We start from the raw sequence: 13,225 nt of genomic DNA, 5'->3' as shown, positions 1-13,225 counted from the left end.
GCGGCCGGGCCCCACCCCCTCAGGCCGGTGTCACCGCAGCGCGAGCGCCGAGCGGATGGTGCTGAAGAGCTGCGTCTGGTCGGTGACCCCGAGGACGCGCTCCGCCTGCGGGCCCTGCGCCGCGATGCGCACCTGGGTGCCGGTGTGCTCCTGGGCCTGGCCGGGCGTGTTCGTGGAGTAGTTGACCTTGAGCTGCTGGCCCTCGTCGGTCACGAGCGTGGAGGACAGCCCCGGCGGGGTCGCCTCCAGCGGAACGATCTGGCTGGTGTGGCCGTGGTCGGCCGTCGTCACTACCAGGGTATCCGGGTGCGTGGCGGCGTAGGCGCGGGCGACCTTCACCGCGCGGTCCAGGGCGGCGGTCTCACCGATCTGGCCGCAGGGGTCCGCCGCGTGGTCCCGCTTGTCGATCGAGGCGCCCTCGACCTGGAGGAAGAAGCCCTTCTTGGTGTCCTTCCCCTTGGTCTCCAGGAGCTGGAGCGCCTTGCGGGTCTGGTCGTCCAGGCTCGGCGTGCCGGCCTTGCGCTCGGGGTTGTTCGTCACACAGCGCTGCGGGTCGGTGCCGCCCTGGGCGGCGGCCTTGCCGGTCAACTCGACGGGGACGTTGCCGGGGGCGAAGAGGCCCAGTACGGGCTTGCCGGCACGGGCGCCCTTCAGGCCCTTGTCGTCGGTGACCACGTCGTAGCCGAGCTTGCGGGCCTGCTCGGTGACGGTCAGGCCCTTGTAGGGGCCCTCGGTGATCTTCTGGTCGAAGCGGGCCTTGCCGCCGCCCAGGAGCACGTCGACCTTGTGGTTGACGCTCTGCTCGGCGATCGAGCCCGGGCCGCCCTTGGCGATGGTGTCGGCCGGGCACGCCTTCATGTCGGCCGGGCCGGCGCAGCTGCGGTCGGTGGCGTGCGAGGCGAGGACGGCCGGGGTGGCGTCGGTGAGCTCGGCGGTGGTGACGCTGCCGGTCGCCAGGCCGTTGCGCTGCGCCAGCTCCAGGATCGTCGTCATCGGCTTGTCGGTGCCGGGCGACTTCGATATCCGGCCGTTGACGGTTTTCTGCCCGGTCGCCCAGCCGGTGCCGCTGGCGGCGGAGTCGGTGACGTAGTCCGGCTTGCCGTTCTTGTCGACGGAGTACGTGGTGTACGCGCCGGTCAGCGGGAACTTGTCCATGTTCAGCCGGCCGGCCGCGCCCACGGTGTAGTCGCGGGCCAGGGTGATCTCCGAGTCGCCCATGCCGTCACCGATGAGCAGGATGACGTTCTTGGCCTTCTTGGCGCCGTGGCCCGCGCTGAGCGCGGGTGCGTCCGATGCGCCGCCCGACTCCGACGCGACGGCCACCGCGGGCACCGCGATCCCGGCGACGAGCAGTGCGGCGGCGCCCCAGGCGAGACGGCGCCGGTACGGACGAGAACCCATGGTGTTTCCTCCTCATCGGCCGGGCAGGATGCCCGGCCGGACGAAGCTCACCAGGGGCGGGTGTACGGCAGGGGACGACAGAGTGACTTCTGGATCACCGGGGGCTGTCGGCGGGGCCGGCCGCGCCGTCGCTCTTCAGCGCCCTGGCCTCGCTCTTCAGGATGCGCAGGGACTTTCCCAGGGAGCGGGCGGTCTCGGGGAGCTTCTTGGAACCGAACAGCACGACCACGACGAGCACCACCACGAGGATGTGCCACGGCTCCAGGGCGTTGCGCAGCATGAGGGCCTTCTTTCTCTTCTCTCGGTCTTCTCTCCGGCGGCGATCGCCTTCACCATACTTGCCAGTTTGCGCAACTGGACAACCAAAGTCCCCGCTCGTCCGTCTTTCCGGACGACAGGCACGGACCGGGGGAGTAGATGAGGGCTCGTAGATGACAGGCACCCGAGGCAAGCGCGCGCACGGCCGGATGCGGACCCCCGCCGTCGTGGTGGTGGCATTCCTGGTGCTGCTGGCCACAGCCGCCGGCTGGCTCTACCTCAAGCTCAACGGCAACATCAGCACCTTCGACGCGGGCGGCCTCTCGGACGACCGCCCCGGCGCCGGCGCGGCCGGGCAGAACGTCCTGGTCATCGGCTCGGACTCGCGCTCGGGCGGCAACAGCGGGCTCGGCGGCGGCGAGGGCGACGTGGGCCGCTCGGACACCGCCTTCCTGCTGCACGTCTACGGCGACCGCAAGCACGCCATCGGCGTCTCCATCCCCCGCGACACCCTCGTGGACATCCCGCCGTGCCGGCTGCCCGACGGCAGCTGGACGGCGGGGCGGACCCGGGCGATGTTCAACTCCGCCTTCTCCGTGGGGGAGTCGGCCAAGGGCAACCCGGCCTGCACCCAGAACACCGTCGAGAAGCTCACCGGCCTGCGCGTGGACCACACGATCGTCGTCGACTTCGAGGGCTTCGCCTCGATGACCTCGGCCGTGGGCGGCGTCGCGGTGTGCGTGCCCAAGGACGTCTACCAGGGCGACCTCAACCCCAACCTCGGCGCGCGCGGTGACCTGCTCTTCCGCAAGGGGCAGCAGAGCGTCTCCGGTCAGCGGGCGCTGGACTACGTGCGCGTGCGGCACGGGCTCGGCGACGGCTCCGACATCGGGCGGATCCAGCGCCAGCAGGCGTTCGTCTCCAGCATGATCAAGAAGGTGCGGTCGCAGGGGTTCGACCCCACCACGCTGCTGCCGCTCGCCGACGCGGCGACGAAGTCGCTGACCGTCGACCCCGGGCTCGGCTCGGCCGACAAGCTGCTCTCCTTCGCGATGTCGCTGAAGAACATCGACCTGCACGACATCAAGTTCATCACCGTGCCCTGGCGTTACGAGGGCGACCGGGTCGACGTGGTCCAGCCCGAGGCCGACGCGCTGTGGGCCTCGCTCAAGGCCGACCGCACGCTCGACGGCCAGGACGCCACCCGGAAGCCCGGTGGCGGAGGCAAGGCGGCCCGGCCGAGCGCGGAAGCCGCCCGGGCGGGCGTCTCCGGCGACGGCGCCCGGGTCTCCGTCGCCAACGGCACCGACGTCACCGGCCTCGCCGCCCGCGCCGCCGCCTCCCTCAAGGACCACGGCTTCACCGTGACGGACACCAGGACCGCCGAGGAGCGGGACCAGTCCACCACCGTGATCACCTTCGGCCCCGGCCAGGCGGCCCGCGCGCGCAGCCTGACGGCGCTGTTCCCCGGCGCGTATGTACGGGGCGACGCCGCCGACGGCATCACGGTCACGCTTGGCCGCGACTACGCCGAGCGGCCCTCGGCCTCGGCCCCGCCCTCCCCCTCGGCCCCGCCCGGCACGCTCTCCTCCGAGGTCACCGGCAAGGCCCGGTCGGCCGACGACGACCCCTGCGCCAATCTCTCGTACGGCTGACCGAGTGGTCGGCCGCGCGGCGGGGCAAGGGAACAGCACGAAAGAGCGAGGGGAACAGCGTGCCTGATTCATCCGTTTTGGTGGTAGGCGCAGAGTGGTAAGCGCACAGTGAGCCGTGTGGATCCCGTGAGTCCTGTGAGTCCTTCGAGTTCTCCGAGCCAGACGATCAGTCCTTCTCCGAGGAGCAACGCCATGTCCGCCACCCCCCGGGCGCTGCCCAGGCCGCTGCTGGCCCTGATCGCCGCCCTGATCGCGTTGGCCGGCGCGGCGCTGTTCACCCCGGCCGCACATGCCGACACCTCCACCGCCACCGGACTGGACGCGGCCGCGGACACCCTGCGGAAGGGCCCGGTCTACGTCGACCCCAGGGCCGCCGCCCAGCTCCCGCAGGCCGACGCCGAAGCGCTCGCGAAGAAGATCAGGGACGCGGGCAAGCCCGTATTCGTCGCGGTGCTGCCCGCCACCGACGAGTACCCCAAGACGACGGTCTTCCAGGACCTGCGCACCAAGGTCGGCATCGCCGGTGTCTACGTCATCCACCGCGGCGACCAGTTCAACGCGCAGGCCGACCGCAGGGTGATGTCGATCAACTCCGTCCGCAACCTCGTCGGATCCGTCCAGCGCTCCGGCGGCGACGCCAAGGCGCAGCTGAACAGCTTCGTCGACCAGGCCGACCGGCAGGCCAAGGGCGGCGAGCCCGACTCCTGGGGCGGCGACTCCGGCTCCGGCGCCTCGGCGACCGGCCTGATCACCGTCGGCGCGATCGTCGTCGCCGGCGGCGCGGGCGCGTACGCCCTCCACCGGCGCAACAAGAAGCGCCGGGAGGAGCGCGAGCGCGCCGAGCTCGACGCCCTGCGCGTGGTCGTCGACGAGGACATCACCGCCTTCGGCGAGGAACTCGACCGGCTCGACTTCTCCCCCTCCGAGGCCGGCGCCGACGACGCGATGCGCAAGGACTACGAGGAGGCCCTCGACTCCTACGAGGAGGCCAAGGCCAAGATGGCCGCCGCGACCAAACCGACGGCGGTCACGGGCGTGACCGAGTCCCTGGACAAGGGCCGCTTCGCCCTCGCCACCCTCGCCGCCCGCCGCACCGGCGCCCCGCTGCCCGAGCGCCGCATGCCCTGCTTCTTCGACCCGCGCCACGGGCCGTCCGTGCGGGACGTCGAGTGGGCGCCCCCGGGCGGCGCGCCCCGGACCGTACCGGCGTGCGCGGCCGACGCGGCCCGGGTGGCCGACGGCGAGGAGCCGATGTCCCGCACGGTCCAGACCGCGGGTGGTCCGCAGCCGTACTGGAACGCCGGACCCGCCTACGCCCCCTGGGCCGGCGGCTACTTCGGCGGCGGTCTGCTGCCCGGCCTCCTCGTGGGCACGATGCTCGGCGGCATGCTCAGCGGCCCCGCCTACGCCGCGTCGCCCGGCGACACCGGCCCGGACGGCGGCGACTACACCGGATCCGACTTCAACAGCGACGACTTCTCCGGCGGCGGCTGGGGGGACGGCGGCGGCTTCGGGGACGGCGGCGGGGGCGGCTTCGGCGGCGGCGACTGGTGACGGCCGCCCGGCCGCCGATGGGCCGTCAGCCGAGCGACGCCGCGGCCGAGCGCTCGTAGCGCGCCCGCACGGCCGCCAAGGCCACCCCGTACAGCAGCAGGACGAGCGCCAGCAGCCCGTAATACAGCGGCGGCAGCGCCGACATGCCCAGGGCCGGGCCCAGCGGTGACAGCGGCAGCAGCAGGCCGACCACCGCCAGCGCCGTGGCCGCGACCCGGATCGGCCCCGGCGCCCGGCCCTGCGCCGCGTGGCGCCCCGACCGCAGCAACAGCATCACCAGCGCCTGCGTCAGCAGGTTCTCCGTGAACCACCCGGCGTGGAAGGCCGACTGCCCCTCCGCGCCGCCCGGCGACCGTACGGCCGGCGCCAGCACCGCGAAGGTCGCCAGGTCCGCGACCGCGTTCAGCAGGCCGAACACCGTCATGAAGCGGAAGAGGGCGCGCGGCCGCAGGACCGCCGGGCGCCGGTGCGCGGCCGCGGCCGGGCGGTCGAAGGCGAGCGCCAGCTGCGCCGCGTCGAAGCACAGGTTCTGCACGAGCACCTGCGCCGGCAGCATCGGCAGGAACGGCAGCAGCACCCCGGCCACCAGCATCGCCACGACGTTGCCCAGGTTGGACGAGAGCGTGATCCGCAGATAGGCGGCGATGTTGCCGGTGCTGCGCCGCCCGGCGACGATCGCCCGGTCCAGGGCCGTCAGGTCCTTCGAGGCGAGCACCACATCGGCCGCCTCCCGTGCCACGTCGACGCCCTGCCGCGGGCAGATCCCCACATCGGCGGAGCCCAGCGCCGCCAGGTCGTTCACGCCGTCGCCGAGGAACCCCGTGGTGCGGCCGCCCGCCCGCAGGGCGCGCACGATGCGGGCCTTGTGCTCGGGCGCGCACCGCGCGAAGACCGTCGTCCGGGCGGCCAGGCGGGCCAGCTCCGGCTCCGCCAGGCCGTCGATCCGGTCGCCGGTGACGACCTCGCCGGGGTCCAGGCCCAGCTCGCGGCAGGCGCGGGCGGCGGTGCCCGGGTGGTCGCCGGTGAGGACCTTGACGGTGACGCCGCGCCGCGCGAGCACGGCGAGCGCCTCGGCAGCGGTGGGCGCGAGGGCGTCGCGCAGCCCGACGAAGCCGAGGAACGTCAGCTCGCGCTCGTCCGCCGGGGTGTACGGGCGGGAGCGGGCCGGCCGCTCGGCGACCGCCACGGCCAGCACGCGCAGCCCGTCCGCCGCGAGCCCGTCGGCGCGGCGCGCCAGCCGCACCCGGTCCTCGGCGGTGAGGGCACAGAGCGCCAGGACGTCCTCGGGGGCGCCCTTGACGACGAGCGTGTGGGTGGCCCTCAGGGCGCGGACGTTTCCGTACGAGCCGCCGGACGGGGCCACGACGGCGGTGGCGAGGCGGCGGCCGGGCCCGTAGGGGAGCGCGGCGACGCCGTCGAAGTCCGCGGCGTCGCCGTCCGCCGCCTCGTCCGCGTCGAGGATCGCCTCGTCGAGCGCGTCGGGGGCGGGCAGCTCCGCCAGCTGGAGCGTCCACAGGGCGTTGACGGCGGCCCAGCGCAGAACGGCCGGATCCCGCCGGCCCTCGCCGTCCACGGCACAGGCCACGACGGGCCGGTCCTGGGTGAGCGTGCCGGTCTTGTCCACGCACAGCACCTCGACGGCGCCGAGGTCGTGGAGCGCGGGCAGCCGCCTGACGACGACCTCGCCGCCGCGCGCGAGCAGCGCGGCGCCCCGCGCCAGCGCGGTCGTCACGACGACCGGCAGCATCTCGGGCGTGAGCCCGACCGCCACCGCCACGGCGAACGGCAGCGCCTCCGGCCCGCGCCCGCGCAGCAGGGCGCCGGCGACCAGCACGAGCGGCGCGGTGCAGAGCATGAACCGCACCAGGGTCCAGGCGATCCCGTTCACCGACCGCTCGAACGGGCGCGGCAGGCGTGGCTGTTCGAGCGGTACGCGCGGCAGCGCCCCGGAGAGGACGGTGTCCGCGCCGGTGGCGACGACCACGCCGACACCGCTGCCGGAGACGACGCTGCTGCCCTGGAGGCAGAGGTGGGGCCGGTTGGGGGCGGTGTGCGCGGAGGGGGTCGGTGTCGGGGGCTGACGGTCCGGGGCGTGGTGCGCGGCCGGCTCCGGCGTCGGGTCGGGACCGTCCGGGCCGTGGTGCGCGGCGCGGTCCGCCGTGCCCGGAGAGTCGGCGGCCGACGCCGCTGTCTCCTCCGCCGACTTCGTCACCGGCGCCGACTCGCCCGTCAGGGCCGCCTCGTGCACCGTCAGCCCGGTCGTACGCAGCAGGCGCAGGTCCGCCGGGACCAGGTCGCCGGGGGCCAGGACCACGACGTCGCCCGGCACGAGCTGGTCCACGGGCAGCTCGCGGGCCAGCGGTGGTGAGGTGTCCGTGGCGCGGCGCCGCACCGTGGCCGTGGTGGCGATCAGATCGCGCAGCCCGGCGGCCGCCCGGTCGGCGCGGTGTTCGCCGGTGGCGCGCAGCACGCAGCTGACCGTCACCAGGACCGCGATCACACAGGCGGTGCCCCAGGCGGCCACCGCCGCCGAGACCAGGCCGAGGCCGAGCAGGACGGCTGTGAAGGGGTCACGCAGGCCGCGGGCGAAGCGGTGGGGCCAGGAGGCGGGGCGGCGGCCGGGGAAGGTGTTCTCGCCGTGGCGCGCGAGCCGCTCCTCCGCCCGGGCCTCCACCAACCCGCGCGGCCCGGTCTCCAGGGCGCGCAGGACTTCCAGGGTCGTGCCGTCCGCGATCGGTCGCGCGGCAGGCCCCTCAGGCGCCCAGACCACGAAGGCGCCCGGTGCCGGTGACGGCTCCGGTACCGGCCTTGCGGTCGGCGAGCTGGCCGACCATGAGGCGGACGATCGTGACGACATCGGGGTCGTCCACCAGATACACCACGCGGCGCCCCTCGCGGCGCGACCGCACCAGCCCCGCGAGCTTCAGCTTCGCCAGGTGCTGGCTGATCGCGGGCAGCGCGCCGCCGACCCGCTCGGCGAGCCCGCTGACGTCGCTCTCACCCTGCGCCAGGGCCCAGACCAGGTGCAGCCGGGCCGACGAGGCGAGCAGCCCGAACGCGGCGGCGGCCTCGGACAGCACCTCCGCCGACGGGTCGTCGAAGCCCTCGTCGATGCCCCCTGGGAAGCCCTCGACGCTCCCGACACCTGCGGCCACTGTCGCACTCTCCCGTCCCTGGCGGGCTTTCCCCGCACCCGCGCACGACCAGTCTAGGCACGCTCCGCCGGTGGAACCGGCGGACATGCACCCCCCGTGGACTGGGCAGAGGTAACGACAGGAAACAGGCCGGAAGTACCGGAAAGGGCTGGAAAGGGGGAGTCGTGGAAATCTCGGGAATTTTCAGCGCGATAGTCATCGGCGTCATCATCGGTGTGCTGGGCCGCCTCGTGGTCCCGGGGCGCCAGCACATCGGCGTGCTGTGGACGATCCTGGTCGGCATCGTCGCGGCGTTCGCGGGGGCGGCGATCGCCCACGCGCTGGGGGTGGACGACACCAAGGGCGTCGACTGGATCGAGTGGCTCATCCAGATCGGACTGGCGGCCCTGGGCGTGGCCGCCCTCGACCGCGCGAAAGCCCGTCACTGAGCGGCGCGTCCCTTCCGGCGGCCGGGCGGTCGCGCCCGGCCCTTCCGGTGGCGGTGGTCAGGACAGCTTGCCGTCGTAGTCCGGCAGCTTGACGGTCCGCTCGGCGTGGCCGCCGGCCAGGTCCGTGGTGTTGTTGCCGATATTGGCGATGATCTTGTAGCCCTGGGCCTCGATCTCCGCCCGCTTGGCGGTCTTGTACGTGCTCACGTCCCGGAAGAGGTCCGGGAGCCGGCGCACGTACAGGCCGCTGACCGGGTAGCCCACCCGCCGCAGGTTGTAGGAGGTGGCCGGTTCGAGGACGCCGGGCCGGGCGGTGACGAAGAAGATCGCGGCGCCGCGCTCGTGCGCGTACCGCGTCAGCTCCAGGACCGGCGCGATCGCCGGGGTCGGGTACGTCCAGTGGAAGTCCGTCTCCAGCGAGCTGTTGTCGATGTCCAGGACGATGGCCTGCTTCTCGCCGTGCGCGTTCCCGGTGCGCTCGGTGACGTAGGGCCGTGCCCCGTCGATGACGGACCTCACCTCGCGCGACCAGGTCGCGTAGTCGACGCCTTTGAGGCCGGCGGTTCCGGATGTGTGGCCGGAGTTCGCGACGGCGGACGCGGGCGAGGCGGTGGCCGCGGTGGCCGTCGTCGTGGTCGCGCCGACGGCGAGGGTGGCGACGGCGACGGCCGCCAGGACCCGGCGAACGGCCGGCGAAGAGGGCGGTGAGGCCGGGGAGTTGGGTGCGGCCGAGGAGGTCGATGCGGTCATGAGTGGCATGCTCACGCCCGCCGGTGACGAGGGAGGAAATCCGGGATGGCCAGGGGGCAACGACCGTTCTCCCGTTCCGTTTCCTTCGCCGTCGGCGAAAAAAGGAGGCATAGCCACCGGCGCCTCGGGTAGGCGGGCGGTCGTCACCAACGGATAGGGGAGGACGACGTGACCACCACGGCATCCACGGTTACGACAGGACATTCGACGGCTGCTCCGCAGCGGCTCGAAGAATCGGTCGGGGGGCTGCCGTACATCGAGGACGCGACCGCAGTGGCGCCGCGCGACGCCCGCGAGCTGTCCAAGCTCTTCTTCGACCGGCTCAACGAGCTCGAAGAGGGCACGCACGCCTACCAGTACGCCCGGAACACCCTGATCGAGATAAACCTCTCCCTCGTGCGCTTCGCCGCCTCCCGCTTCCGCAGCCGCGGCGACCAGATGGAGGACATCATCCAGGTCGGCACGATCGGCCTGATCAAGGCGATCGACCGCTTCGACCTCTCGCGCGAGGTCGAGTTCACGACCTTCGCCGTGCCGTACATCGTCGGCGAGATCAAGCGGCACTTCCGCGACACCAGCTGGTCCGTGCACGTGCCCCGGCGCCTCCAGGAGCTCCGCGTCGAACTCGCCAAGGCCACCAGCGAGCTGTCGCAGGAGCTGGACCACTCGCCCACCCCCGCCGAGCTGGCCGAGCACCTCGGCCTCAGCCGGGAAGAGGTCATCGAGGGCATCGTCGCCAGCAACGGCTACACCGCCGGATCGATCGACGTGCCCGTGGACGAGGGCTCCGACCAGGCCGGCAACAGCTACGCCGACCGGCTCGGCGACCTCGACCCCGCCCTCGAAGGGGTGGAGAACCTGCACGCGCTCAAGCCCCTGGTCGCCGAGTTGAGCGAGCGGGACCGGCAGATCCTGCGGATGCGGTTCGGCGGGGAGATGACCCAGTCGGAGATCGGCGCCGAGCTCGGGATCTCCCAGATGCACGTGTCACGGCTGCTGAGCCGCATCGTCGCCAGGCTGCGGGCGGGGATGGTGGGCCAGCAGCGGTAACGGTCCGCGGCCCGGGCTCCCCGACCTCGCCCGGGCCGCTCCGTACCGCCGGGGGTGTCAGACCCCCACCGGCGCCGGTACGGCCGGCCGCAGCCACGTGGCTCTCACGGTCTTGCCCTCCGGCCCCCGGTCGACCTCCAGGGACGTGGCCAGCCGCTCCACCATGTGCCAGCCCAGCCCGCCGGCCCCCGTCAGGGACGGGGTGCGGGGCACGGGCGGCTGGGTGCTGGCGTCGGCGATCTCCACCACCAGCCGGCCCTGGACGGCCCGTACGCACAGCCGCCACCAGCCGCCGGTGTGCCGGATGGCATTGGTGACCAGCTCGGAGACCACGAGTACGACCGCGTCGAGATCGGCCCAGGGACAGTGCTGGGCCAGAAACTCCGCCGTCGCGTGGCGTGCGCCGGCGGCGTCCCCGCAGGGGGATTCGATGACGACCATCGTGCGGCTCCTTCTGTTTCCTCGCCCTCGCGCATACCCAGCGATCGGCAGGACATGACGGATTCGTGCCGGGTTCCTCCGGCGGCTTGCCGCCGAGGGCTCCGACAGGGCGTGCGGGCCGCTCCGACGACGGGTGGCCCTCACGACAGGGTGACCAGGTCGTTCGCCTCAGGGCCGGGGCGGCTCGGGGAACCCCGACGGGAAGCCCTTCGGCGGCCCGGTGGGGAGGTCCGTGGGGAAGCCCTCCGGCGGGCCCGTGGGGAATCCGTCGGGCGGGCCCGTCGGGAGGGCGGGTGGCGTCCTGGCGGGGACGTCGGCGGACGGCTCGGCGGGCGCCATGCCGGGCACCTGCTCGATCCGGTCCGAGACCTCGTCCTCGAAGGGCCCGAACACGGTCAGGTAGAAGACACCGAAGCCCACGCACGCGGCGACGAAGATGCCGAGGAACGCCAGCAGGATCCCGGTCCCCGCCCACGTCCTGGCGTCCCCGGGCGGGATCGCCGTCGCCCGGTCCGGCCGGCCCGCCGGGTAGCGGATGACGACGGTGTCGCCCTCGATGACCGTCGCGGAACCGCCGGCCTCCTCGAATCGGCGCACCTCGCCGTCGGCGGTGGTGAACTCATGGACGTGGTGCAGCGTCGTCGACGACGAGGTGTGCCCGCCCTGCCGACGACGGGTGGTCGTCCGCGCGTACAGGCGCAGACACCGGCCCTGGACCTCGATGCCGCTCCGCCAGGCCGCCCTCAGCCGTCGCATCCGTATCACCGCCCACACCATCGCCGCGATCCCGCCGGCCGCCATCAGGCTCGGCAGAGCCAGGATGAATACGTCGAACATGAGCCCCCCGCTTGTACGGACGTGTGTGCCCATATCCAACCGGAACGGCCTGTTGGGCGCGAACCCTTACACGTCACACCGACCCCGGCTTTCCGGTGACGTGGAGTGCTGAGATCGGTACCCTCTGTGTCTGTCGCTCGTAAGCGCTCAACGGAGGGCAGCACTGCATGAGGAAGATGTCCCGCGTGTCCCGCGCCTGCGGAATCGCCGCCGGAAACCTGCTCGTGGCTCTGGCGCTGGTGGGGGCGTCGGGCTCCGCCACGCCCGCGCAGGCTCCCGGCGCCCCCGCCGCCCGTGAGGGATGCCGGAACGACGGCACGTCGTTCACTGACCGGCTGCTCCCCGGACACTGCCTCCAGAACGGGGGGAACCGCCTCGAAATGCAGTACGACGGCAACCTCGTGCTGTATTCCGGCTCGCGCGCCTGCTGGTCGAGCGGCACCGACGGCACCGACGGCGTCTACGCCCAGTACTCGGGCGACTGGAAGCTCGACTCGCCGTACCTGGCGCTGGAGTCGCCCTTCGGGCAGCTCAGGAAGTGGCGCGGCAAGTACACCGGGGCCCACAAGTCCGGGAACATCAGCCTCAACAACAAGGGTGAGGTCTGGATCGCGTACGGGAAGTTCGTGGGCTGCTGACATGCGAGGACTCATCGCTCGGGGCGCGGTCGCGCTCGTGCTCGCGGCCGGTGCGGTGGCCGGGGTCCCCGCGGCGGCGGGCGCGGCGGCCGCGCCGGTGCCCGGCTACGACGTCTGTGTGGCGAACGACAATCTGGGCGAGATCGCCAACAACTTCATCTCCCGGTGCCGGAAGGGGGGCATCCGGCAGGTGTTCCCGGGGCAGCATTACGGAGACACGCTCGGCTTCCTCAAGGATTGCCGGGAGAAGTCGTGCAACACGGCCTGGAAGCTCCTGAACGACAACCGCTTCAAGAAGTGAGCAGGCCGAGGACATGGGCACGTACATCGCCGTTCTGCTGAGCGAGAGCTCGGCCGACGCCGCGGATCACACTCCGCTCTACCAGGAGAGCTTCGTCCTGCTCATGGCCGGGAATCCGGCGGAGGCGCGCGAGAAGGCCGCCGAGCGGGGCCGGCGACTGGAGACGAGCTATGAGAACGAACGCGGTGAGCTGATCACCTGGAAGCTGCGGCATGTGGTGGACGTCAACGAGGTTCTCGACGAGAACCTCGTCGACGGCGCCGAACTCTACGCCCGGCACTTCCGGAACTACGCCGCCTACCGGTCCTTCGAGCCGCTGCTGTCGGGTGAGGAGCTGTAGCGGACCGGCGGCGGGCTTTCAGCGGCTGATCAGGAAGTCGAGGAACGCGGCGAATTCGACCTGGTTGGTGTAGTTGACCCGCCTTTTGTTCCTGGTGAGGTACGGGAGGTCCTCGTATGCCGTCTGCTCCAGCATCAGTGGGATCACGGTCTGCCGGGAGGGGCCGCTGAGCTCGGCGTTCAGGACGCTCCCGTACTCCGCCCGCGACCAGCCGCTGCGGACGAGGTCCGCGCTGACGCAGGGCAGGACGTATCTGCTGGCCTTGAGACCGGCTTCGATCCTGTCCATGATGTCGTCGCCGAAATTGATCTGTTCGCTGTCCAGCCAATACGTGATCTTGTTGTCCTTGAGCCGTTCGGCGATCCGCTTCACCTCCGCGATGTCCTCGCTCGCGTGGCAGAGGAAGACGTCGAACTC

Annotated in this window: 14 protein-coding genes and 1 pseudogene; 7 read left to right on the top strand and 8 right to left on the bottom strand. The window is 72.5% G+C overall.

Translation table 11 applies throughout. The features are described from left to right. Positions 1 to 30: 30 nt before the first annotated feature. Entirely contained in the window at positions 31 to 1,401 is a 1,371-nt protein-coding gene (locus ACZ303_RS31095) for an alkaline phosphatase (protein ID WP_467343830.1), read from the bottom strand. A gap of 94 nt (positions 1,402 to 1,495) precedes the next feature. Continuing rightward, complete coding sequence (gene tatA / locus ACZ303_RS31090) at positions 1,496 to 1,681, bottom strand: Sec-independent protein translocase subunit TatA (protein WP_467343829.1); 186 nt, start codon at positions 1,679 to 1,681, stop codon at positions 1,496 to 1,498. A 151-nt stretch (positions 1,682 to 1,832) separates the two neighbouring features. On the opposite strand from tatA, the gene ACZ303_RS31085 reads away from it, so the two are divergent. Together ACZ303_RS31085 and ACZ303_RS31080 are read left to right on the top strand one after the other, a co-directional pair. Beyond that, positions 1,833 to 3,314: an LCP family protein gene (locus ACZ303_RS31085; protein WP_467343828.1), complete on the top strand. Its 1,482-nt coding sequence runs from the start codon at positions 1,833 to 1,835 to the stop codon at positions 3,312 to 3,314. A 192-nt stretch (positions 3,315 to 3,506) separates the two neighbouring features. Next, positions 3,507 to 4,868, top strand: a complete 1,362-nt coding sequence (locus ACZ303_RS31080; RefSeq protein ID WP_467343827.1) for a hypothetical protein — start codon at positions 3,507 to 3,509, stop codon at positions 4,866 to 4,868. Between the two features lie 25 nt (positions 4,869 to 4,893). On the opposite strand, the gene mgtA is transcribed toward ACZ303_RS31080, so the two are convergent. Further along, positions 4,894 to 7,725, bottom strand: coding sequence for a magnesium-translocating P-type ATPase (gene mgtA / locus ACZ303_RS31075; protein WP_467343826.1), 2,832 nt, complete (start codon positions 7,723 to 7,725; stop codon positions 4,894 to 4,896). Then, positions 7,622 to 8,023, bottom strand: a complete 402-nt coding sequence (locus ACZ303_RS31070) for an ArsR/SmtB family transcription factor (RefSeq protein ID WP_467343825.1) — start codon at positions 8,021 to 8,023, stop codon at positions 7,622 to 7,624. The genes mgtA and ACZ303_RS31070 overlap by 104 nt, the downstream gene beginning before the upstream one ends. 164 nt (positions 8,024 to 8,187) lie before the next feature. Here ACZ303_RS31070 and ACZ303_RS31065 point away from each other — a divergent pair, with 164 nt between their 5' ends. Continuing rightward, positions 8,188 to 8,451: a GlsB/YeaQ/YmgE family stress response membrane protein gene (locus tag ACZ303_RS31065; RefSeq protein WP_467343824.1), complete on the top strand. Its 264-nt coding sequence runs from the start codon at positions 8,188 to 8,190 to the stop codon at positions 8,449 to 8,451. A 57-nt stretch (positions 8,452 to 8,508) separates the two neighbouring features. Here ACZ303_RS31065 and ACZ303_RS31060 read toward each other — a convergent pair whose 3' ends face one another. Then, the gene (locus tag ACZ303_RS31060; protein WP_467343823.1) at positions 8,509 to 9,201 is read right to left on the bottom strand and encodes an HAD family acid phosphatase; all 693 of its coding nucleotides are present in this window, start codon (positions 9,199 to 9,201) and stop codon (positions 8,509 to 8,511) included. Between the two features lie 168 nt (positions 9,202 to 9,369). On the opposite strand from ACZ303_RS31060, the gene ACZ303_RS31055 reads away from it, so the two are divergent. Next, a complete protein-coding gene (locus ACZ303_RS31055) occupies positions 9,370 to 10,251 on the top strand; it encodes an RNA polymerase sigma factor SigF (protein WP_467343822.1) in 882 nt (293 codons plus the stop codon). Positions 10,252 to 10,308: 57 nt separating this feature from the next. Here ACZ303_RS31055 and ACZ303_RS31050 read toward each other — a convergent pair whose 3' ends face one another. Continuing rightward, positions 10,309 to 10,692, bottom strand: a complete 384-nt coding sequence (locus ACZ303_RS31050) for an ATP-binding protein (RefSeq protein WP_467343821.1) — start codon at positions 10,690 to 10,692, stop codon at positions 10,309 to 10,311. Between the two features lie 168 nt (positions 10,693 to 10,860). Continuing rightward, positions 10,861 to 11,529: a DUF3592 domain-containing protein gene (locus tag ACZ303_RS31045; protein WP_467343820.1), complete on the bottom strand. Its 669-nt coding sequence runs from the start codon at positions 11,527 to 11,529 to the stop codon at positions 10,861 to 10,863. Positions 11,530 to 11,696: 167 nt separating this feature from the next. On the opposite strand from ACZ303_RS31045, the gene ACZ303_RS31040 reads away from it, so the two are divergent. From ACZ303_RS31040 to ACZ303_RS31030, 3 genes are read left to right on the top strand one after another with little or no spacing between them, the layout of a single operon-like run. After that, positions 11,697 to 12,167: a hypothetical protein gene (locus ACZ303_RS31040; protein WP_467343819.1), complete on the top strand. Its 471-nt coding sequence runs from the start codon at positions 11,697 to 11,699 to the stop codon at positions 12,165 to 12,167. A 1-nt stretch (position 12,168) separates the two neighbouring features. Next, positions 12,169 to 12,468, top strand: a complete 300-nt coding sequence (locus ACZ303_RS31035) for a hypothetical protein (RefSeq protein ID WP_467343818.1) — start codon at positions 12,169 to 12,171, stop codon at positions 12,466 to 12,468. 13 nt (positions 12,469 to 12,481) lie between these two features. Next, the gene (locus ACZ303_RS31030; protein ID WP_467343817.1) at positions 12,482 to 12,808 is read left to right on the top strand and encodes a DUF4288 domain-containing protein; all 327 of its coding nucleotides are present in this window, start codon (positions 12,482 to 12,484) and stop codon (positions 12,806 to 12,808) included. An 18-nt stretch (positions 12,809 to 12,826) separates the two neighbouring features. Here ACZ303_RS31030 and ACZ303_RS31025 read toward each other — a convergent pair. Continuing rightward, a pseudogene (locus ACZ303_RS31025) lies at positions 12,827 to 13,210 on the bottom strand (toll/interleukin-1 receptor domain-containing protein); the annotation flags it as partial. Positions 13,211 to 13,225: the final 15 nt, after the last annotated feature.

The sequence above is a fragment of the Streptomyces sp. NPDC023527 genome (genome assembly GCF_055560115.1).
The sequence above is the reverse complement of the archived record's forward strand: the minus strand, read 5'-3'. Positions and strand labels throughout refer to the sequence as shown.